We start from the raw sequence: 21,111 nt of genomic DNA, 5'->3' as shown, positions 1-21,111 counted from the left end.
TATTCCAAGAAAATGCGTTAGAGAAACATATAACAGCAATACGGTGGGTACGGAGGTTATTATGAGTGGTACAAGAAAAAGTTCGGGGTATGTCTTTACTCTGATTCTAATGATCGCGTCATTATTAGGATGCAGTGAAAACAAGACAAATAATAAGCTTGCTGCGAAGTCTATGCCAGATGCAGATACCATTTTCTTCGAAACAGCAGCTTCGCTTAGAGAAGTTGCTTGGAACCACCTTTCCGAAGCAGAGCAAACGACGATTACAGAGGATTGGAAAGACGCGAAAGTTACCATCGTGAAGTGGGAGGATGTTCCCCTTAAGAAAACAATCGTCAAACCCGATACCCTGTCCATTTATAAAGTTACATTCCATACCAATCTAGACGGCCTTCTAGGCCCAATCGGGATGTATTTCAATCCCGTAACCCAAACCATCGTAGGCTACGACACCAGAGAATAAGAAAAGAGCCGACCGGCGAAATGCACCGGTTGGCTCTTTTGACTGCCCAAAAGGACAGGCAGCAGCAAGGTTTTTGTGAAAAAGAAGAACGCAGTGGACGAATGATTCTGGAGAAGCGGAGCGTTCGCCTTTGGTTTTGGATTCCTACCTTGTCCAACATCTAATGAAAGGAATCCAAAACCAACAGCGATCGGAAGAAACATTCGTTCACGCAGTGCCAGCATCCATTTTCACAACTACCTTACTGCTGCATAGTCCGAAAAATACTATGGTTACGCAATCCCGCAAACAGATTGAAAAATCCGATGACAAGGAAGATCGACCCGATCACGATACGTGCGGTGGATGTACCGGAGAGGAACAGCTGAACGCCTGCGATAAACATAAGCATAAAGCCCATGCTGATATTCATTCGGGATGCGTTCAGACCACGAATGCGTGTATCTGTTGAACGGCGTGATTTAAAGCTGAAAAACACAGTTAGCGCCAAAGTGAATATGATGCACGGCGCAAACACCCATTGCATGAGTGAATCCATGGTAAAGCGACAGCTCCTTTTGTTAAATAAGTAAGTTAAAGTTTACGATTTGATTGCCATTATTGTAGCATGAAACCGCCCAGAACCGGAAATAAATGCGAATTAAGAAGGAGGACGCTCATACAGCCTCACTTTTACCCAGACCTGCAGGACATTATCGACGAGGAGCATCGTTGTAATGTCAACGGTGTAATCTTTTTCGAGGACATTGGTATAGATTTTACGGCTAAGCAGCTTTCTGGCAAGTTCAGCATCGGAGTCGATTTCATAGATGCTCTGCCCAAGAAAGACCGACAGATCTGCTTTAATCCGCTTGATTAATTGCGCCTCGGTTACTTTATCGAGCTTTGGTTTATCTGTTTTTTGCCCAGCTTCCTCTTCGATATGAGGCACTACGCTTTTGATGACCGTATGCTGGTTTTTGAAATCAGTTAAGCTTTTTATATCGGTCTCATATTGCTCCAGCTTAACTTCAAGATCACTCTTAAGATTGACAAGTGCCTCGAACTGAGTGTGGTAGATGGAATTATAGACGATAGCGCCTAGCAGCATACCAAGCAATAGCACACCGAACATTTGCAACCATTTCATATACCGTTCGAACGGTGGTACCCGCATGCATCAGGCAGCTCCTTTGCATACCAATTTGACCAATTCAGTCCCCATATGGGCTCCAAGAAAAGCAATCGCAATATAGCCGATTTGAAGAACGGCAGGCGATAGCTGGCCTTTTGCGATATTGCTTTCAATAACCCGCATCGGATCAATTGAGCCGCCTACTGCGGCAACAATTGCCCATATTTTCAAATTCTCCGCGGTACTCAGCATCATGGAAGTGGGCGGCAGAAGGAGAAAGACCGAACCGATTCCAGCCAGCATTGATCCTCCAACGACAACGCCAAAGGCGATAAAGAAGTCGAGCCCGGCTTTCATGAGAATAATATTCATTAAGGTACACCTGCCTTCTAGCATATAATCCAGCCTGTCCGGCTGCTTTACTACCATTCTATGGGCGGTGTATGGCCTATTATGATAAAATAGAAGGAATAAGAACCGGAAAGGGAGATGTGGATGAACAGCGTAGAATCCAACTTCGTGCATTTGCACGTACATAGCGAATACAGTCTGCTTGACGGCGCTGCCCGAATCCGCGACTTAGTAGCTAGAGCGGCTGGTCTTGGGATGAAGGCGCTCGCCCTTACGGATCATGGAGTCATGTACGGAGCTATTCCTTTTTATAGAGCATGTCTAGCGCAAGGCATCAAGCCGATTATCGGGTGTGAGATGTATTTTACAGCGGGATCCCGTTTCGAGAAGGGAACACGCAAAGAGAACCCAATCTACCATTTGATTCTTCTGGTCAAAAATGAGACAGGTTACCGTAACCTGATGAAATTATGTTCCATTGGCCATTTGGAGGGCTTTCATTATAAGCCGCGTATTGATCTTGAAGTATTGGAAGCTCATTCGGAAGGGCTGATCTGCTTAAGCTCCTGCCTGAATGGGGAAATCTCGCAGCATCTTCTTCACGATCGCCGGGAAGAAGCGCTGGCAGCAGCATTACGGTATAAGAACATTTTTGGTGATGACTTCTATTTGGAGCTGCAAGATCATGGCATGCTTGATCAAAAGAAAGTAGCAGCCGCGATGATTGAGCTGTCTAGAGAGACTGGCATTCAGCTGGCAGCTACAAATGATGTTCACTATCTAAATGCTGCTGATGCTGCTGTGCAGGATGTTCTGCTTTGTATCGGTACCGGCAAGTCGGTGGACGATACGGACCGGATGCGGATGCAGACGGATCAGCTGTTCATGAAGAGCGAGGATGAGATGGCGCTCCTGTTCCGTCATGTGCCGGAAGCGATTCAGAACACAGCCGAAATTGCGGACAAATGCTCGCTTGAGCTTACGTTTGGCCGTGCCGCGCTGCCGGTGTTCCGGCCGGTACCTGATGGGATGACTTCGGCTGTTTATTTGGCAGAACTATGCCGGGATGGGCTTGCTGCAAGGTACGCAGGATTGCCGCAATGGGCAGAGGATCCGGCTTACCGTGAGCGTGCTGAAGCAAGGCTCAACTATGAATTGTCCGTTATCGAAAATATGGGGTTTAGCGATTACTTCCTGATCGTGTGGGACTTTGTCCGTTTTGCGCATGAGCAAGGCATCCGTACCGGCCCGGGAAGGGGCTCCTCGGCGGGCAGTCTTGTAGCTTATGTATTGCGCATCACGGATGTTGATCCGTTGAAATACAAGCTGCTCTTCGAGCGGTTCCTGAATCCGGAGCGGATTACAATGCCGGATATCGATATCGACTTTAATGATGAACGGCGTGATGAGGTTATTGCTTATGTATCAGCCAAATATGGTGATGAGCATGTCGCGCAAATCATTACGTTTGGTACGATGGCAGCCAAAGCAGCCGTCCGCGACGTAGGACGTGCCATGAATGTACCGTTCGCTGAAGTTGATCGGGCGGCCAAGCTTATTCCGAATCAGCTTGGCATTACGCTCGAGGATGCGCTTCGAATCAGCGAAGGTCTTCGCGAAGCTTGCGAGCGCCAGCCGAAGACAAATGCGATGGTCCAAATGGCGCTGAAGGTTGAAGGCATGCCGCGTCATGCCTCCACCCATGCGGCGGGTGTTGTCATTTCCGGCGGGCCGTTGACCGACTATGTTCCGCTGCAGGCCGGAAGTGAACGAACGGCGCTTACCCAATACTCCATGGAGCATCTTGAAGCTATCGGCCTGTTGAAGATGGATTTTCTAGGTTTAAGGACACTCTCGATCTTGGAGAGATCGCTCGCCTGGATAAAGGGTCAATATGGTAAGGAGATTGATTTCCGCAAAGTGTTAGATAACGATCCGGCAACTTATGCGATGCTGGGCCGTGGTGAGACAATGGGTATTTTTCAATTGGAGTCATCAGGCGTTAGACGTGTCCTGCGTGAGATGAAGCCATCGGAATTTGAAGATATCGTATCGGTACTCGCTTTGTACCGTCCGGGTCCAATGGAGTTTATCCCGAAATATATTCAGGGTAAGCATGGACTTGCCCCGGTTGAATATCCGCATCCTTCACTTGAGCCGATTCTGGAAGATACGTACGGTATTATCGTCTACCAGGAGCAGATCATGCAGATCGCTTCCACGATGGCAGGCTTCTCGTTGGGTGAAGCGGATTTACTTCGTCGTGCCGTATCGAAGAAAAAGCGGGAAGTGCTTGATGAGCAGCGTGAGCATTTCGTGAAGGGCAGCTTAGGTGAAGGGTATACGAGCGAAGAAGCGAATCTCGTATATGATATGATCGTCCGTTTCGCCGACTATGGCTTCCCTCGTGCTCATGCTGCGGCATATGGTGTACTCGCCTTCCAGACCGCCTGGCTAAAGGCTAATTATCCGGTGCCTTTTATGGCGTCGATGCTCGCCTCTGTAACAGGTAACCAGCGCAAGACGGCAGAATACGTAGATGAGTGCAAGCGGATGGGAATTGAGGTTCTGCCGCCTGATGTGAACGAAAGTGGGGTTACCTTTACTCCGGTTGAAGGTGCAGTCCGTTTCGGCCTTGCGGCTATTAAGAACGTGGGTACGCAGGCGATTGAAGCGCTCGAGAAGGAACGCAGGGAGCGTCCGTTCGACAGCTTGCTTGATCTATGCCGACGTGTTGATCTGCGTGTAGTGAACAAGCGTGTATTAGAATCCCTTATACAGGCTGGTGCGCTTGAAACGCTGCCCGGCCATCGTGCTCAGCAGCTTGCTGCACTAGAAGAGACAGTGGAAGCTGCGCTCAAATGGCGGAAAGAACGCGAAGAGCTGCAAATTGAGCTGTTTGGATTTGATGAGGTGCAGAACTGGGATGTCGAGCTGCCAGATATCCGTCCTTATTCAACGGGCGAACAATTGGAGCTGGAGCGGGAGCTGCTGGGCCTTTATTTGTCCGGCCATCCGCTTGATGCCGTTCAGGAAGAGCTTGAGCCGCTTGGGCTCGACCGTTTCGTCGAGCTTGCTGAAGCCGCAGAAGGTGCACCTGCTGTAATTGGCGCCAGAATTGTATCTCTAAAACCTTTCACGAATAAAAAAGGAAATGCGATGGGCTTTCTAGAACTGGAAGATAGAGTCATGCGAGCCGAGGCTGTCGTATTCCCGGCTGTATGGAAGCGGTGCGGCGATAAGCTGGAGAAAGGTGGTCTTGCTATTGTGCAAGCTACCGTCCAGCAGCAGGATGAAGATTTTAAGCTTATTGTCGAGGACGTTCTGCCGATCCAGGAAGGCTCAGCTTCCACCGCTCAACTTACCGAGCAGGTTAGCCGGATGAGGAAACAGGCGAGTAATCGTGCTGCCAGGTCGGCAGGATCCGGTTATCAGCCGCAGTCCTCAGCGCAAAAGCCTGCTGCTAAGCAAGCCGTTCAGCCGGTGACAACTTCACGGCAACCACAGCCGCAACCGCAGTCGCCGGCAAGGCCAGTCGAACAGGCTGAACGTCAAACTGCAGCGCACTCTGAACGCAAGCGTCAGCGCATCTATATCAAAATTACCACATCAAATGAACATCCCGATGTACTCGAAAAGCTGAAGGAGCTGCTTGCATCCCATCATGGACAGCTTGATACGGTGCTTTTCTATGAACGGGAACAGCGCTCAATTGCCCTTAGCGAGACGTACCGCACGAAGCCTTCACCACAGTTGTTCAGCGCCATTGAGCAATTGCTTGGGCAAGGAGCTGTAATTGTCAGATAATTTATGCACAACCTTAAGATCTCCCGCATACATTTAGTGATACAAGTGGGATTAAGCGGCATCGTTGCCGCTGTTTTTTCCCAGCTTACGTTGCATGAAGACGTACAAGCATTTGCGGGAGGGATGGACATGACGTCCGGAATCGAAAATTGGTTGTTGAAACGTGGAGTAAGTGTTGATGATATTGCAGAAATTGTATATACACTGCAGCGCCCCTATAATGCAGATTTGACTATTGCTGAATGCGAAGAGAGCGTAAGGGCTGTACTGGAAAAACGTGAAGTGCAATACGTGCTTTATACGGGTATTGCGCTGGATGAGCTGGCAGAACGCAGACTGCTGCCGGAACCGCTGCAGGCGATCATGGAGACGGATGAGTCTTTATATGGGGTAGATGAGACTTTAGCTCTAGGGATTACGAATGTTTATGGCATGATTGGCTTGACGAGTTTCGGATATTTGGATAAAGTAAAGCCCGGCATTATTCGTCAGCTCAACCTGAAAGGCGAGAAAATTCATGTGTTTCTCGATGACCTTGTAGCGGGATTGGCTGCGGCAGCATCAGCTAGGATCGCGCACCAGGACCCAAAAGCCATCCGATACCATTTGCCCGATTCGCCATGACTGTGGTATCATTATGACATCATATGGCCTTAAACGGGATTGACTTGTTTGAAGATGCGAACTTTGCCTAAGGTAAAGTTTTCAGGAGGTACCATAATGTGGACGGTCATTTACATCGCTCCAACCGCTAGAATCGCGGACAACATCAAGAAGCGGCTTACGGAAGAAGGCTTTCTCGTAAAAGTCCGTCCAGTTAATCTGTCTAAACAGCAATATGAGATCTTGGTTCCATCGGGTGAATTGGAGGAAGTACAGGAAGTATTTAACTCCATTATGCAGCCGTAGAACCTTATACTATTGCGCCTTGAGAGGTGTCACACATTGCAAATTAAGGACTTATTTTCAAAGAAGAAGTATGCGACCATCCCTTCTGAACGCCCTAAGCGCGACATACCGGAAGGTCTAATGAATAAGTGCTCCAAATGCGGCACCATTCAGTACAGCAAAGAATTGGATAAAAACTTGAAGGTATGCTCGTCGTGCGGGCATCATTACCGTCTGAGTGCTTTCGAACGGATTGGGATGACGCTTGATGACGGGCGTTTGTATGAATACGATGCTGATATGGAATCGGTCGATCCTTTGGAGTTCCCGGGGTACAAAGGGAAGCTGGAGCAGCAGCGTCAGAAGAACCCAAATCTTCGTGAAGCTGTTGTAACAGGTGAAGGCACGATTGGCGGGCATCCGGTCGTAGTTGCAGTGATGAGCTTTGACTTTTTCAGTGGAAGCATGGGGTCTGTAGTTGGTGAGAAAATAACAAGAGCAATCGAAGCGGCACATGAGAAGAAACTGCCGCTGCTTATTTTCTCCACTTCCGGCGGTGCTCGTATGCAGGAAAGTATACTTAGCTTAATGCAAATGGCGAAGACAAGCGCTGCTCTTTCCATGTTTCAAGGGGCTGGAGGCTTGTTCATTTCGGTGTTTACAGATCCAACGATGGGCGGAGTTTCCGCCAGCTTTGCGAGTCTTGGTGACTACAATTTGGCCGAGCCCGGCGCGCTTGTTGGTTTTGCCGGCCGGATTGTAATCGAGCAGACGATTCGTCAGAAGCTGCCGGACAACTTCCAGACAGCAGAGTTCAACATGCAGCATGGACAGCTTGACCTGGTCGTTCACCGTAAGGATATGAAGACAACGCTTGGCAAGCTGCTGGATATGCATACCGTAAGGGAGGGATTGTCCCATGGCGGGTGAACAAATGCTTCCGTTTGAGAAGCCAATCAGTGATTTGCGCGAAAAAATTGCAACACTGAAGACGCTGGCTGAGAGCAACGGTATGGACTTTTCCGAAGAAATTGCACGTCTTGAAGAGAAGTGCAAGAATATGGAGGAAGAGCTGTACAACGAAATGACTCCTGCGCAGAAGATGCATATCGCGCGTCTTCATCAGCGCCCAACATCGCTTGATTTCATTCAAGCGGTGTTTACGGATTTCATCGAACTGCATGGCGACCGTCTATATGCTGATGATTTGGCTATTGTCGGCGGCCTCGCTAAGCTGAACGGATTACCGGTTACGGTAATCGGCCATCAGCGCGGCAAGGATACGAAGGATAATATTGCCCGTTTCTTTGGCAGTCCTCACCCGGAAGGTTTCCGGAAAGCACTGCGTCTTATGCAGCAAGCCAATAAGTTTAATCGCCCGATTATTACTCTCATTGATACTAAGGGTGCTTATCCTGGCAACACGGCTGAAGAGCGTGGTCAGTCCGAAGCGATTGCCCGTAACTTAAGGGAAATGGCCGGATTTGGTGTGCCGATCGTCTGCATCGTAATTGGTGAAGGCGGAAGTGGAGGAGCTCTTGCTCTTGGCGTCGGCAACCGGGTTCTTATGCTCGAGAATGCGATTTATTCTGCAATTTCGCCAAATGGTGCAGCTTCCATCCTGTGGAAGGATGCAACAAAAGCAGATATTGCAGCTGAGGCAATGAAAATTACGGCTAAGGATTTGCTCGAATTCGAAGTGATCGAGGATATCGTTGAGGAGCCGCAAGGCGGCGCACACCGAGATTTGGCGTTCACGGCTGAACGGCTGAAGGAGAAGTTGTGGAAGCATTTGGCGGAACTTCTGCCGATGACAGCTGAGCAACTCATTGAAGACCGTTACCATAAATTCCGGAAGATTGGACAATTCCAAATTGCTCAGACTGCTTCGCAGGAAGCTGAAGAGGTTACGGAAGCTCCTGAGATGACGGAATCCGCAAAAGTATAAAAATTTTTGATTCTTGTACAAGCTGCGGCTCAAGTATTAGATTATTGATAATAATGACTATAGCAGGCACTAAACGGAGGAAAATTAAACATGCGTAAAGCTAAAATTGTTTGTACGATTGGACCTTCCAGCGAATCGTTGGAAAACACGAAGAAATTGATTAAAGCGGGTATGAACGTAGCCCGTCTGAACTTCTCTCACGGCGACTTTGAAGAGCATGGCAATCGGATCAAGAACATCAGGATCGCTAACAAAGAGATGGGAACATCGGTAGCGGTTCTGCTTGATACGAAAGGCCCTGAGATTCGTCTTGGCAAACTGAAAGAAGAGCCTATCGAGCTGATTCAAGGCGAGCAAGTAACGCTGACAACAGAAGAAATTCTGGGCGACATTAACCGCGTGCCTATCACTTACAACAACCTGCCAAACGACGTATCCGTTGGTTCGACAATTCTGATCGATGACGGCTTGATTGGTTTGACAGTTGAAGAAGTGCAAGGAACTGAAATTATTTGCCGCATCGTAAATAGCGGTCAAATTAAGAGCAAGAAGGGCGTTAACGTTCCTGGCGTTGCTATTTCCCTTCCTGGTATTACAGAAAAAGACGCTAACGATATCATCTTCGGTATCGAGATGGGCATCGATTTCGTCGCAGCTTCGTTCGTACGTAAAGCAAGCGACGTGCTTGAAATCCGCGAGCTGCTTGAGCGTCACAATGCAAGCCATATCCAAATCATCTCCAAAATCGAGAACCAACAAGGCGTTGACAACCTCGATGAGATTCTGGAAGTTTCCGACGGTCTGATGGTTGCTCGTGGTGACCTTGGCGTTGAGATCCCGGCTGAAGAAGTACCACTGGTACAAAAAACGATGATCGAAAAATGTAACCGCGTTGGTAAACCAGTTATTACAGCTACTCAAATGCTGGATTCGATGCAGCGCAACCCGCGTCCTACTCGTGCAGAAGCGAGTGACGTAGCGAACGCGATCTTCGACGGTACAGATGCAATCATGCTCTCCGGCGAGACAGCTGCTGGTAAATACCCGGTTGAAGCGGTAACAACAATGTCCCGTATTGCTGAGCGTGCAGAAGCGGCTTTGGAATACCGTGAAATCTTTAACAAACAAGCAAGTGCTCAACAAACATCCGTAACAGAAGCGATCAGCCAAGCGGTTGCAGTATCCGCTCTTGACCTGAACGCTGCAGCGATCGTAACTTCGACGCAAAGCGGCTTCACAGCTCGTATGGTTGCCAAATATCGTCCTAAAGCACCAATCATCGCAGTAACAAACGACGAGAGAGTAATGCGTCGTCTGGCTCTGATCTGGGGCGTTAAACCGGTTCTTGGTGAGATTGCTGAAACAACGGATGCAATGTTCGAAAATGCTGTTGCAGGTGCAAGAAGCACTGGCCTGATCAGCCTTGGCGATACAATTGTTATTACTGCAGGTGTACCTGTTGGCCGCGCTGGCACAACAAACCTGATCAAGATCCACCATGTAGGCGAACTTCTGGCACAAGGACAAGGTATCGGCAGCCAAACAGCTACCGGCCGCATCGTTGTAGCACGCACTCCTGAAGAAGCAAATGCAAGAGTAACAGCTGGTTCGATCCTTGTAACGGTATCGACAGATAAAGAATATATGCCTGCTTTTGAAAAAGCAGCAGCCGTTATTACTGAGCAAGGCGGTATCACTAGCCATGCTGCAGTATGTGGCATCAACCTTGGTATTCCAGTTATTCTGGGTATCTCGAACGCAACTGAAGTGTTGATGGACGGTACTGAAGTTACGGTCTACGGCGAGACTGGTGTTATATACTCCGGACAAGCTAAAGTCCTGTAATCTGATAATTTCATATTTCTCTACAGCGTAGAGAGGAGCAGAAGCGAGGGTGAGTTATTCACCTTCGCTTTTGTTTCAACTAAAGGTTAATTATTTGTAAATGAGGTTCGTAATAATATAGGGGGTAGCTTCAATTATGCCGTCACAGAAATGGTTCCTGCATCCGCTGCGCGTGCGCTATCAGGAAACGGATCAAATGGGGGTAGTTTTTCATGGCAATTACATAACTTGGTTTGAAATTGGCCGAACGGAGCTGATCCGCTCTGCAGGTTATGATTACAAATCCATTGAACAACAAGGCTTATTGCTGCCCGTTGTAGATCTGCAATGCCGTTACGAGCTGCCGGCACGTTATGACGATACCTTGCTTATTTGTACACGTATTGCGGATTTCTCACCTGTTCGTTTATCCTTTGAGTCCGAGATTCGGCGAGTAAGTTTGGATGATTTTCACCCAGCTATTGTTGAAAATGATGAGAAACTGCCTGGTGAAAGACTCGTTACAGGCGGTACAAAGCATGTCTGGGTAAATGAGGAATGGCGGCCGTCAAGGCTGGATAAAGGCCTGCCGGAATTATATGCTTTGCTCCAGTCCATGGCATAGTAGATCTTCATTTCTTTATTCTCTATTGTAAGCGAAGGTTAATTCGAGTCGAGTGCGACTATTGCGCGTTTGTTTCAACCTATTTAAGGTTGATCAAGAAACAAACCGCAAGGAGCAATCGACCGAATTAACCGGAGCTCTAACCGGAGCTCGTGTTAACTTTATCTTTACAATTCGTTAATATTCCAATAATAGTCTTCTGTCATAATAGGGACATAATTGGGGAGGCGTAAGGAAATGACAAGACAATTGTCCCACTATGTGAATCGGGATCTAAGCTGGATCGAATTTAATCGCAGAGTGCTCCAGGAAGCACAGGATACGAGCAATCCTTTGCTTGAACGCGCCAAATTTTTGTCTATTGTAACAAGTAATTTAGACGAGTTTATGAGTGTACGGGTTGCCGGTATTCAAGATCAGATACGGGCTGGATATACGAAGATGGATTTTACAGGCTACACGCCTCAAGGTCTTTGGAAAAGACTAATTAAACGAACCACGACGATGGTTTATGATCAATACAGAACTTATCGGGAAGTATTCCGTTGTCTTGGTCGGGAAGGCATATTGATTACATCCGTTGAGGAGCTGAATGCCAATCAGCTCAAAGCGGTAACGCAATATTTTCAAGAAATTGTGTTCCCAGTACTGACACCGATGGCAGTAGACCAGAGCAGGCCATTTCCCCTTGTACATAACAAGGAGCTGTATCTGGCGATATTGCTTCAACAGGAGCAGGATCATGCAATCCACGAGGATGGTCCGCTCTTTGCTATCGTTCAAGTTCCTTCGATCCTGCCTCGGTTTGTACCGGTTCCCGGCAGAACTAACAGCAAGAAGATGGAATTTATCCTGCTGGAAGATCTTATTGAGCATAATATTACATCCTTATTTAACGGTTACACTCCTACGGCCGTTCATCCTTTCCGTCTTACTCGTAATGCCGACCTTACGTTGAATGAAGATGGTGCAGAGGACCTCTTGGAGGAGATTGAGAAGGAGCTTCGCAGAAGGCGTTGGGGTATTCCGGTTCGGCTGGAAGTAGCCCGCGGTATGCATCCGATGGCTCTTGAAATTCTGAAGGAAGAGCTGGAAATTGAGGATAATCTAATCGAGATCGATGGACCTCTTGATCTTAGCTTTTTGATGAAATTTGTTCATTCTCTTCCAGGCCATGATAATCTTCGATATAGCCGGCTTGATCCGGTCTATCCGCATGAGTTTGACGAGACGGATGACATGTTTGAGGTAATCCGTCAACGTGATGTACTTATGTACCACCCTTATGAATCGTTTGATGCGGTGACTGATTTCATCGAGCAGGCAGCAGAGGATCCAGATGTTCTGGCGATTAAGATGACCTTATATCGTGTAAGCGGACAGTCTGCGCTTGTGCAAGCCTTATCGAAAGCAGCGGAGTCTGGTAAGCAGGTGACGGTAGTTGTTGAGCTCAAAGCCAGATTCGATGAGGAACGGAATATTGCCTGGGCTCGTCAGTTGGAAAAGTCGGGCTGTCATGTTGTCTATGGGCTAGTTGGATTAAAGACGCATGCCAAAATTCTGTTAGTTGTCCGCAGAGAGCAAGGCACGCTCCGCCGCTATGTACATGTCGGTACGGGTAATTATAATGACAGTACAGCAACGTTATATACCGATATTGGTCTTTTCACCTCACATCCGATCATCGGCAGTGATGCCTCGGCGCTCTTTAATGAAGTGACTGGTTATTCATCACCGTATGAGTGGAAGGCTTTTGGCGTAGCACCTACGGATTTGAAGGAGAAGTTATTCCGGTTGATCGATCGTGAGATTACGAATGCTGAGCAGGGCATTCCAGCACGTATTATCGCGAAGATGAACTCACTTTCGAATCAGGAAATGATCGATAAGCTGTATGAAGCATCACGAGCCGGGGTTCAGATCGAATTAATCGTTCGTGGTGTATGCTGTCTCAGACCAGGAGTAGCAGGGCGCAGCGAGAATATTCGCGTGATCAGTATTGTGGATCGTTTCTTGGAGCATGCAAGGGTAATGTACTTCCATAATGGTGGGGATGAAGAGGTGTACCTGTCGAGCGCGGATTGGATGACACGGAATTTAACGAGACGTATTGAGTTAATGTCACCGGTGTTTGACAAGAACCTTCGCAAGACGCTGATTAACATGCTGCAGCTGAATCTTGACGATAATGTAAAGTCGAGAGAACTGCAGTCGAACGGCACCTATACTCATGTTAAAAATGAAATGATGCCGTTCCGCAGCCAATTTGAGGCGAGATCGATTCCGCAGTGGAAATATTACGTATAGTCGGGCAGATTCAGAACAGGAATAAGTCCCCACAGTTTTTTGAAGTCGGAAGCTAATTCATCGACTTCTCGTGCTTCAAGAGCTAATGTTCCTTCGGAACGTACGGGATCAAGAAGCAGTTGATTTGCCGATTGGGAAGCTTCCAGCCTGCCAATGGCTTGTGTCTCACTGCGGTCAAGTGCTGCTGCAAGCTGGAGCAGAACACCAAGTTTATGAATCGTATCATAGTCGGATTCGTTTAACAGTTCCCTATAATCGAGGAGCTGCTGGCGGGTCCGATTTTTGCTTTTGTAGGAAGCTATGGCTGCTATCATTAGAATTTCGCGATGAGCAAGGCCATTCAAATGGGAATTGACGATCAGATAAAATGTATGCTTCGCATAGTCATAGTAATCAATAGATGCTCCAATTCGGAATAAGGTTGAGGCTGCATCAAGCATCATTTTGCCTCGATTCGGCAGCAGATGGACAGGCCGCAGCTCATCATACAGCTGAAGCGCCAGCCGGTTAACCTGCATCACATGCTGCTTGGGGGCAGCCGGATGGAGGGCGCTTAAATTACTAAGGCTGAAAGCAAGCACATCCTGATGCAGAGAACGGCCTGGGAACCGGGTAGCGTAGAACAATCCGTCTCGCAGTCCTGAAGCGCATATACGGTAATGAGACGCCTTGAGCAGGCGGAAAAGCGTGCGCAGCACAGCAATACCAGGCACGATGACATCAACCCGGTCTTTGGACAACCCCGGGAATTTGCGCCGCTTATCGAGCGGGGTTTGGAACAAATCCTGGAACAAGAAGTCTGCATCCATACCGGTCATTGGATAGTTATGAGTCTGGGTGAATGGATATTTGGTCACCGCTTGATGAATTTTACCCATCGCACGGGCGGTTCCACCTACCCCGATCAGTGGCAGTGACGGTGACTTCAACAGCCAAGGCTCATTCTTGACGGATTCAGTGACGAGTGCCTCAATGCCTTTTAACCCTTCTTCGCTTAACAGACCTTTAACCGCGTATTTCCGATTCAAGCTGACACAACCGAAAGGAAAGGATACGGATTGAACTAACTCCTTATTGCGGAACAGAGATACCTCCGTGCTGCCTCCGCCTATGTCGACGAGGAAGCCGTCTTGTACGTCCATCGCGTTAATCATGCCAAGGAAGCCGTAAGTCGCTTCATCTCCACCGCTCAATAATTCGATGGTAAGTCCTGTCTCCGACTTAATGGCATCAAGAATTTCCGATTGATTGGCAGCATTGCGGATAGCAGCTGTTGCAACTGCGCGAATATGTCCGGTTCGGTTATGAGCGCAAATCATGGTAAAATGATTTAATGTACCAAGCAGTTCCGTAATGGCTTCTTCAGATAAGCAGCCGTTGTCATCGACGCGCTCGGCCAGGCGGGCTGGGCGCTTGCCTCCGTCAATGACCCGGTGTGCGCCGTTTGCCGTCCGTTCATAGACGACAAGGCGAACCGAGTTAGAGCCGATATCGATGATGCCGATTCGTTGTTCAGTCATCGCAAGTTCCTCCGTGCATGTTATAACTTCTATTCTATCACATTGAAATATGATTTCGGTAAGCGACTATTTTTGTGCAGTTTAGGGAAAAATGCAGCTGGAGCAAATGTGCGAAAATTGCGGAAGAAAGGGATTGAAAAAAAACTTTATAGCGCCGATAAAGCATTTCTATGTCTGGTTTTGTTCACTTCGCTCTAAAAATCATTTATGATTAATAGCGACGAGAAAGATTCGAATACTATTTTCACCGAAAAATTTTCGAGTTAGAGGAGAGAGAACGATGACAGCTACAAAAGGTCTGGAAGGAATTGTGGCCGCATCATCGTCGATCAGCTCCATTATCGATGGAGTATTGACGTATCGCGGTATAAATATTGATGATCTTGCAGAAAACGCAACATTTGAAGAGGTTGCCTACCTGCTTTGGTACGGCAAGCTGCCTAATCGTTCCGAGCTTGACGGACTTCAAAAGCAATTAGATCAATACGCGGCTATCCCAAGCCAAGTAATCGAACAAATTAAACTTTATCCTGCCGGCACAAATTCGATGGCAGCGCTCCGTACGGCTATTTCGAGCCTGGCGCTGTATGACGAATCCGCTAATGACATGTCGACAGATGCTAACCAACGTAAAGCAATCAAGCTGCAAGCTCAATTGCCTACAGTTGTTGCGGCATTCGCTCGTATTCGCGAAGGCAATGAGCCGGTTGCTCCAAAACAAGGCGTATCCATTGCTTACAATTTCCTATACATGCTTACAGGTGAAGAGCCTGCTGAAGTTGCGGTTAAAGCACTTGATCAAGCATTGGTTCTCCATGCTGACCATGAGCTTAACGCTTCGACATTCGCAGCTCGTGTAACAGTTGCAACATTGTCTGATATTTATTCGGGCGTAACTTCCGCGATTGGCGCTTTGAAAGGCCCTCTGCATGGCGGTGCGAATGAAGCCGTTATGGTGATGCTTGAAGAGATCGGCTCGATGGCTAACGTTGAAGGCTACATCAACAACGCGCTTGCGAACAAACAAAAAATTATGGGCTTTGGTCACCGTGTATACAAAGATGGCGACCCTCGTGCGAAGCACCTGCAGCAAATGTCCCGCGAGCTGGGCAAATTGACTGGCAATATGGAACTGTACGAAATGTCGATCAAGATTGAAGATATGGTTACTGGCCAAAAAGGTCTGAAGCCAAATGTCGACTTCTACTCGGCTTCCGTGTATACTACGCTTGGTATCCCACGCGATCTGTTTACGCCAATCTTTGCAATCAGCCGTGTATCCGGATGGAGTGCACACATTCTTGAGCAATATCAAGATAACCGCCTCATTCGTCCACGTGCGGACTATGTTGGCCCAGTTAACGCGAAATACATTCCAATCGAGCAGCGCTAATTAAGCGCGTGCTTACATATTCTAAGGAGGATTTATTCTAATGGCGCAATTCGAAAAATACGCACTTCCTACAGAAGGCGAACAAATTACAATTGATAACGGTGTACTGCAAGTACCTAACAACCCAATCATTCCTTTCATCGAAGGCGACGGCACAGGCCGCGACATCTGGGCAGCATCGAAACGCGTACTTGACGCAGCTGTTGAGAAAGCATACGACGGCAGCAAAAAAATCGCTTGGTACGAAGTATTCGCTGGCGAAAAAGCTTTCAACGAATATGGCGAGTGGCTGCCAGCTGACACGCTGACTGCAATCCGTGAATACATCGTTGCTATTAAAGGTCCTTTGACTACGCCAATCGGCGGCGGTATCCGTTCCCTGAACGTTGCGCTGCGCCAAGAGCTTGACCTGTACACTTGCCTTCGTCCAGTTCGTTACTTCGCTGGCGTACCTTCCCCGGTAAAACGTCCTGAGCTGGTTGACATGGTTATCTTCCGTGAGAACACAGAAGACATCTATGCTGGTATCGAGTACCAAGAAGGTTCTGAGGAAGTGAAGAAAGTAATCGCGTTCCTGCAAAACGAAATGGGCGTTAACAAAATCCGTTTCCCTGAAACTTCGGGTATCGGCATCAAGCCAGTATCCAAAGAAGGCTCACAACGTCTTGCTCGTGCTGCAATCGAATACGCGATCAAACATGGCAAGAAAACTGTTACACTCGTTCATAAAGGCAACATCATGAAATATACAGAAGGCGCGTTCAAGAACTGGGGCTACGAAGTGGCTGAGCAAGAGTTCGCTAACGAAACCTTCACTTGGGGTCAATACGACCGCATTAAAGAAGCAGAAGGCACAGACGCTGCTAACAAAGCACAAGCAGAAGCTGAAGCAGCTGGCAAAATCGTCGTAAAAGATGCGATTGCTGACATCGCTCTGCAACAAGTTCTGACTCGTCCTACTGACTTCGACGTAATCGCAACTTTGAACCTGAACGGCGACTACCTGTCCGACGCTCTGGCTGCACAAGTTGGCGGTATCGGTATTGCACCGGGCGCGAACATCAACTACCTGACTGGACATGCAATCTTCGAAGCAACTCATGGTACTGCTCCTAAATATGCAGACAAAGACGTTGTTAACCCAGGTTCCGTAATCCTGTCCGGCGTTATGATGCTTGAGCATCTGGGCTGGCAAGAAGCGGCTGACCTGATCTATAAAGGTATGGAAGCTTCGATCAACAACAAAACCGTTACTTATGACTTCGCACGCCTGATGGATGGCGCTACTGAAGTGAAATGTTCGGAGTTTGCTAACCAAGTAATTAAAAACATGTAGTTAATAAAAAGTGGGGGCTTATGCCCCCTCTTTTTTAGATAGGAATACTTATTTATGGCAATAATGCAGAGGTTAATACAACTAAGGCTTACGAAGTAAGAATCACCACAAATGGCCTCGAAGCGGCCCTTTGTGTGGTCATCTTGCTTACGAAGTAAGAATCACCACAAATGGCCTCGAATCAGCCCACTTGTGTAGTAATTCTTTTAAGGAGGTAGTTATCAAATGGCTATTAAACGCAGAAAAATTACGGTTGTAGGTGCCGGCTTCACCGGGGCTACTACGGCTCTGATGGCAGCACAGAAGGAACTGGGTGACATTGTTCTTGTCGACATTCCCCAGCTGGAAAACCCGACAAAAGGTAAAGCGCTTGATATGCTCGAATCAACTCCTGTTCAAGGTCTGGACGTGAACATCACTGGTACGGCCAGTTATGAAGATACTAAGGACTCCGACGTTGTTATTATCACTGCAGGTATTGCCCGCAAGCCAGGGATGAGCCGTGATGACCTCGTCAATACAAACGCAGGTATCGTAAGGTCGGTATGTGAGCAAGTAAAGGCAACAAGCCCGAACGCTTATGTCATCATCCTCTCCAATCCGGTGGATGCTATGACTTATGTGGCCTACCAAGCGCTAGGTTTTCCTAAAAATCGTGTCATCGGTCAATCCGGTGTGCTTGATACAGCCCGTTATTGCACATTTATTGCGCAAGAGCTGAATGTGTCGGTGGAAGATGTTCGCGGCTTTGTGCTTGGCGGACATGGTGACGATATGGTCCCACTCGTACGTTACTCGAATGTTGGCGGTATTCCGATTGAGAAGCTGATCCCAGCTGACCGTATCGAAGCTATCGTACAGCGTTCCAGAGTTGGCGGCGGTGAGATCGTGAACCTCCTAGGCAATGGCTCAGCTTACTATGCACCTGCAGCATCACTTGTTCAAATGACAGAGGCAATTCTGAAGGACAAGAAACGGATTCTGCCGGTCATTGCTCTGCTTGAAGGCGAGTACGGGTATAATAACCTGTTCATGGGCGTACCTACGATTATCGGCGGCGACGGCATTGAGAAAGTGATTGAGCTGGATCTAACCGCGGAAGAAAAAGCGGCTCTGGACAAATCCGCTGAATCCGTTCAAAATGTTATTAAAGTAGTTACAGGCCAAGCGTAAATGGCCATGAGCCTTATAAAGATTCGTTTGGGAGGACCCTGACACTTAGCTGCCAGGGTCCTCATTTTGATTTAAGGAAGGGGGAATAAACGTGCTGCAGCAAGCACGAAGCGAGCTGAAAAGAGTATACGGGTATGATACGTTTCGTCCCGGACAAGAAGATATTATAGAGGGAATATTGGAGGGGCGTGATACGCTCGCCATTCTGCCGACTGGCGGAGGGAAGTCAATCTGCTTTCAAGTTCCATCTCTCATTATGCCAGGTACTTCAATAGTAATATCGCCATTAATATCGCTTATGAAGGATCAGGTTGATACACTGAACCGGCTTGGCGTCTCAGCGGCCTTTCTGAACAGCTCTCTCGGAGCGGAGGAATACCGGACAGTGCTGCGAAATGCACTGAGAGGCGAATACAAGATGCTGTATGTGGCTCCGGAACGGCTTGATGCACCTATGTTTACAACCTTGTCCGAGCAGCTCCATATCCCAATGATTGCGATTGATGAGGCACACTGCGTCTCGCAGTGGGGGCATGATTTCCGTCCGAGCTACCGGCAGCTCGCGGGATGGATCGGCAAAATGCCAAATCGACCGCTAGTCTCTGCGTTTACAGCAACAGCAACACAAGAGGTGGCAGAGGATATTACGGCCATGCTGGGTTTACGGCAGCCTAATGTGTTTGTAACCGGGTTTGCTAGACCCAATCTGTCCTTATCCGTTGTAAGTGGTGGTGACAAGAAAAACTTCCTTCAGCAATTTTTGCGCGAGCGGGAGGATCAATCTGGCATTATCTATACAGCCACACGGAAAGAAACCGAGCAGGTACACGAGCTGTTGGTCCGAAAAGGGATTGCGGCTGGCAAGTATCATGGCGGGTTGTCTGATACCGAACGTGCGGACACGCAGGAGAAGTTCCGGTTTGATGAGCTTCGCATCATGGTAGCGACGAATGCTTTCGGAATGGGCATCGATAAGCCTAACGTGCGATATGTCATCCATTGGCAGATGCCTGGCGATATCGAGTCCTACTATCAGGAAGCAGGACGTGCCGGCCGGGATGGGGAGGAGAGCGAATGTGTGCTGCTCTTCGAACCGCAGGATGTACAGGTACAGCGTTTCCTGATTGAGCAGGGTATGGGTGATGAATACCGCAAATCGGTTCAGTTGTCCAAGCTTCATAACATGATGAATTACAGCCGCACCCAGCGCTGTCTACAGCAATATATCGTCGATTATTTCGGCGAGAAGGGTGTTGAGCCTTGCGGCAAATGCAGTAACTGCCTCGACAAGAGCGAGCTGGTTGACCGTACGCCGGAAGCACAGAAGGCACTCTCATGCGTTGGCCGTATGAAGGGACGCTTTGGTGTAACAATGGCGGCTAAAGTATTAAAAGGATCACGCGACAAACGGTTATTGGAGTTTGGGCTGGACCGATTAACGACATACGGACTGTTCAATAATTGGCCGGAAAAAGAAATCGCCGATTGGTTGTACTGGCTTGTAGCAGAAGGTTACTTACGTATGAGCGAAGGGCAGTATCCTACAGTATCTCTAACAACTGCTGCTTTACCAGTGCTGGAAGGCAACGAGATAGTTAAGCAGAGGCTGCGGACTAGTGTTAGGAGAAGTGCTTCGGGAGATGGAGCTGGGGCTTCGTCGCCATTATTTGATGCACTCAAGCAATGGCGCAAAGAAGCGGCAGCACGGGAAAACGTTCCTCCGTTTATGCTGTTCTTTGATGCTACGCTGAAGGAGCTTGCGGATGCAAGGCCGCTGACGGAAGAGCAGCTGCTGCAGACGAAAGGTATTGGCGCGGCGAAAGCAAACAAGTATGGAGCAGAAGTGCTTGCTATTATTCATGAGCATGCGGGAAGTGCGAGTAACGCGCCGTCTGCTAGCATTAGTAATACGCAGAAGCGCCCTGCCGCGCGTCCCCCTGCCTCTTCAGAGGATACACCTAGCCATGTTATGACACTGGAGCGGTTTAACACCGGTTTATCCACTCAGGAGATTGCTGATGAACGTGGACTTAGCCGGGTGACGATTGAGGGACATCTGATTCGTTGTGCCGATGAGGGACATGAGCTCGATTGGGGCCGTGTTATTCCGGAGCAATATGAGGAGCAGATTGTTCATGTTGTGCAGGAACTTGGTCCGGATAAATTAAGGCCGATCAAAGATGCTTTACCGGAAGAAGTGGATTACTTTTCCATTCATGGTGTAATCGCTAAATACGGCTTTAAGACAAAATCTTGAACATTACCGGAAATGCTTCCGAAAAGCCGGATAACCAAGGGTGATACTTTGTGTTTCAGACAGGCATTTAGTATACTTATTGGTAGATTACGCATATGCAGGAGG

Annotated in this window: 17 protein-coding genes; 13 read left to right on the top strand and 4 right to left on the bottom strand. The window is 48.2% G+C overall.

Annotated features, from left to right (window positions below; translation table 11 throughout):
- Window positions 1–61 precede the first annotated feature (61 nt).
- Window positions 62–463: a hypothetical protein gene (locus AC0YNT_RS00815; RefSeq protein WP_475802912.1), complete on the top strand. Its 402-nt coding sequence runs from the start codon at window positions 62–64 to the stop codon at window positions 461–463.
- Between the two features lie 241 nt (window positions 464–704).
- Here the strand turns inward: AC0YNT_RS00815 and AC0YNT_RS00810 are convergent, their stop codons facing one another.
- From AC0YNT_RS00810 to AC0YNT_RS00800, 3 genes are all read right to left on the bottom strand, one after another.
- The gene (locus AC0YNT_RS00810) at window positions 705–1,001 is read right to left on the bottom strand and encodes a YtpI family protein (protein WP_167280233.1); all 297 of its coding nucleotides are present in this window, start codon (window positions 999–1,001) and stop codon (window positions 705–707) included.
- 102 nt (window positions 1,002–1,103) lie between these two features.
- Window positions 1,104–1,619: a sporulation membrane protein YtrI gene (locus AC0YNT_RS00805; RefSeq protein WP_475802911.1), complete on the bottom strand. Its 516-nt coding sequence runs from the start codon at window positions 1,617–1,619 to the stop codon at window positions 1,104–1,106.
- Window positions 1,620–1,622: 3 nt separating this feature from the next.
- Complete coding sequence (locus AC0YNT_RS00800; protein WP_441891313.1) at window positions 1,623–1,949, bottom strand: YtrH family sporulation protein; 327 nt, start codon at window positions 1,947–1,949, stop codon at window positions 1,623–1,625.
- A gap of 123 nt (window positions 1,950–2,072) precedes the next feature.
- On the opposite strand from AC0YNT_RS00800, the gene AC0YNT_RS00795 reads away from it, so the two are divergent.
- From AC0YNT_RS00795 to AC0YNT_RS00760, 8 genes are all read left to right on the top strand, one after another.
- Window positions 2,073–5,735 carry a DNA polymerase III subunit alpha gene (locus AC0YNT_RS00795; protein ID WP_475802910.1) on the top strand — a complete coding sequence of 1,221 codons (3,663 nt, stop codon included), beginning with the start codon at window positions 2,073–2,075 and terminating at the stop codon, window positions 5,733–5,735.
- A 129-nt stretch (window positions 5,736–5,864) separates the two neighbouring features.
- Window positions 5,865–6,359, top strand: coding sequence for a phosphatidylglycerophosphatase A family protein (locus tag AC0YNT_RS00790; RefSeq protein ID WP_475802909.1), 495 nt, complete (start codon window positions 5,865–5,867; stop codon window positions 6,357–6,359).
- 96 nt (window positions 6,360–6,455) lie between these two features.
- Complete coding sequence (locus AC0YNT_RS00785) at window positions 6,456–6,644, top strand: hypothetical protein (protein ID WP_015846041.1); 189 nt, start codon at window positions 6,456–6,458, stop codon at window positions 6,642–6,644.
- Between the two features lie 36 nt (window positions 6,645–6,680).
- Complete coding sequence (accD, locus tag AC0YNT_RS00780) at window positions 6,681–7,553, top strand: acetyl-CoA carboxylase, carboxyltransferase subunit beta (protein ID WP_167280228.1); 873 nt, start codon at window positions 6,681–6,683, stop codon at window positions 7,551–7,553.
- Window positions 7,543–8,571 (top strand): acetyl-CoA carboxylase carboxyltransferase subunit alpha, encoded by a 1,029-nt coding sequence (locus AC0YNT_RS00775; RefSeq protein WP_167280227.1) that lies wholly within the window; start codon window positions 7,543–7,545, stop codon window positions 8,569–8,571. The genes accD and AC0YNT_RS00775 overlap by 11 nt, the downstream gene beginning before the upstream one ends.
- Before the next feature lie 90 nt (window positions 8,572–8,661).
- Window positions 8,662–10,416 carry a pyruvate kinase gene (gene pyk, locus AC0YNT_RS00770; protein ID WP_475802908.1) on the top strand — a complete coding sequence of 585 codons (1,755 nt, stop codon included), beginning with the start codon at window positions 8,662–8,664 and terminating at the stop codon, window positions 10,414–10,416.
- Window positions 10,417–10,552: 136 nt separating this feature from the next.
- Window positions 10,553–11,020, top strand: a complete 468-nt coding sequence (locus AC0YNT_RS00765) for an acyl-CoA thioesterase (RefSeq protein WP_475802907.1) — start codon at window positions 10,553–10,555, stop codon at window positions 11,018–11,020.
- A gap of 237 nt (window positions 11,021–11,257) precedes the next feature.
- Entirely contained in the window at window positions 11,258–13,327 is a 2,070-nt protein-coding gene (locus AC0YNT_RS00760) for an RNA degradosome polyphosphate kinase (RefSeq protein WP_167280224.1), read from the top strand.
- Here the strand turns inward: AC0YNT_RS00760 and AC0YNT_RS00755 are convergent.
- The gene (locus tag AC0YNT_RS00755; RefSeq protein ID WP_475802906.1) at window positions 13,318–14,847 is read right to left on the bottom strand and encodes a Ppx/GppA phosphatase family protein; all 1,530 of its coding nucleotides are present in this window, start codon (window positions 14,845–14,847) and stop codon (window positions 13,318–13,320) included. The two genes, AC0YNT_RS00760 and AC0YNT_RS00755, sit on opposite strands and share 10 nt — an antisense overlap.
- A 280-nt stretch (window positions 14,848–15,127) precedes the next feature.
- Here AC0YNT_RS00755 and citZ point away from each other — a divergent pair, with 280 nt between their 5' ends.
- From citZ to recQ, 4 genes are all read left to right on the top strand, one after another.
- Complete coding sequence (citZ, locus tag AC0YNT_RS00750; protein ID WP_475802905.1) at window positions 15,128–16,240, top strand: citrate synthase; 1,113 nt, start codon at window positions 15,128–15,130, stop codon at window positions 16,238–16,240.
- Window positions 16,241–16,280: 40 nt separating this feature from the next.
- Complete coding sequence (gene icd, locus AC0YNT_RS00745; protein WP_475802904.1) at window positions 16,281–17,576, top strand: NADP-dependent isocitrate dehydrogenase; 1,296 nt, start codon at window positions 16,281–16,283, stop codon at window positions 17,574–17,576.
- 225 nt (window positions 17,577–17,801) lie between these two features.
- Window positions 17,802–18,749, top strand: a complete 948-nt coding sequence (gene mdh, locus AC0YNT_RS00740; RefSeq protein ID WP_167280220.1) for a malate dehydrogenase — start codon at window positions 17,802–17,804, stop codon at window positions 18,747–18,749.
- Window positions 18,750–18,840: 91 nt separating this feature from the next.
- Entirely contained in the window at window positions 18,841–21,006 is a 2,166-nt protein-coding gene (gene recQ, locus AC0YNT_RS00735) for a DNA helicase RecQ (protein WP_475802903.1), read from the top strand.
- Window positions 21,007–21,111: the final 105 nt, after the last annotated feature.

Source organism: Paenibacillus sp. J22R56 (genome assembly GCF_056269375.1).
The sequence above is the reverse complement of the archived record's forward strand: the minus strand, read 5'-3'. Positions and strand labels throughout refer to the sequence as shown.

Excerpts from the sequence above, each read along its gene's own strand:
- AC0YNT_RS00815 (WP_475802912.1), top strand. The coding sequence starts at position 62 with ATGAGTGGTACAAGAAAAAGTTCGGGGTATGTCTTTACTCTGATTCTA.
- AC0YNT_RS00810 (WP_167280233.1), bottom strand. The coding sequence starts at position 1,001 with ATGGATTCACTCATGCAATGGGTGTTTGCGCCGTGCATCATATTCACT.
- AC0YNT_RS00805 (WP_475802911.1), bottom strand. The coding sequence starts at position 1,619 with ATGCGGGTACCACCGTTCGAACGGTATATGAAATGGTTGCAAATGTTC.
- AC0YNT_RS00800 (WP_441891313.1), bottom strand. The coding sequence starts at position 1,949 with ATGAATATTATTCTCATGAAAGCCGGGCTCGACTTCTTTATCGCCTTT.
- AC0YNT_RS00795 (WP_475802910.1), top strand. The coding sequence starts at position 2,073 with ATGAACAGCGTAGAATCCAACTTCGTGCATTTGCACGTACATAGCGAA.
- AC0YNT_RS00790 (WP_475802909.1), top strand. The coding sequence starts at position 5,865 with ATGACGTCCGGAATCGAAAATTGGTTGTTGAAACGTGGAGTAAGTGTT.
- AC0YNT_RS00785 (WP_015846041.1), top strand. The coding sequence starts at position 6,456 with ATGTGGACGGTCATTTACATCGCTCCAACCGCTAGAATCGCGGACAAC.
- AC0YNT_RS00775 (WP_167280227.1), top strand. The coding sequence starts at position 7,543 with ATGGCGGGTGAACAAATGCTTCCGTTTGAGAAGCCAATCAGTGATTTG.
- pyk (WP_475802908.1), top strand. The coding sequence starts at position 8,662 with ATGCGTAAAGCTAAAATTGTTTGTACGATTGGACCTTCCAGCGAATCG.
- AC0YNT_RS00765 (WP_475802907.1), top strand. The coding sequence starts at position 10,553 with ATGCCGTCACAGAAATGGTTCCTGCATCCGCTGCGCGTGCGCTATCAG.
- AC0YNT_RS00760 (WP_167280224.1), top strand. The coding sequence starts at position 11,258 with ATGACAAGACAATTGTCCCACTATGTGAATCGGGATCTAAGCTGGATC.
- AC0YNT_RS00755 (WP_475802906.1), bottom strand. The coding sequence starts at position 14,847 with ATGACTGAACAACGAATCGGCATCATCGATATCGGCTCTAACTCGGTT.
- citZ (WP_475802905.1), top strand. The coding sequence starts at position 15,128 with ATGACAGCTACAAAAGGTCTGGAAGGAATTGTGGCCGCATCATCGTCG.
- icd (WP_475802904.1), top strand. The coding sequence starts at position 16,281 with ATGGCGCAATTCGAAAAATACGCACTTCCTACAGAAGGCGAACAAATT.
- mdh (WP_167280220.1), top strand. The coding sequence starts at position 17,802 with ATGGCTATTAAACGCAGAAAAATTACGGTTGTAGGTGCCGGCTTCACC.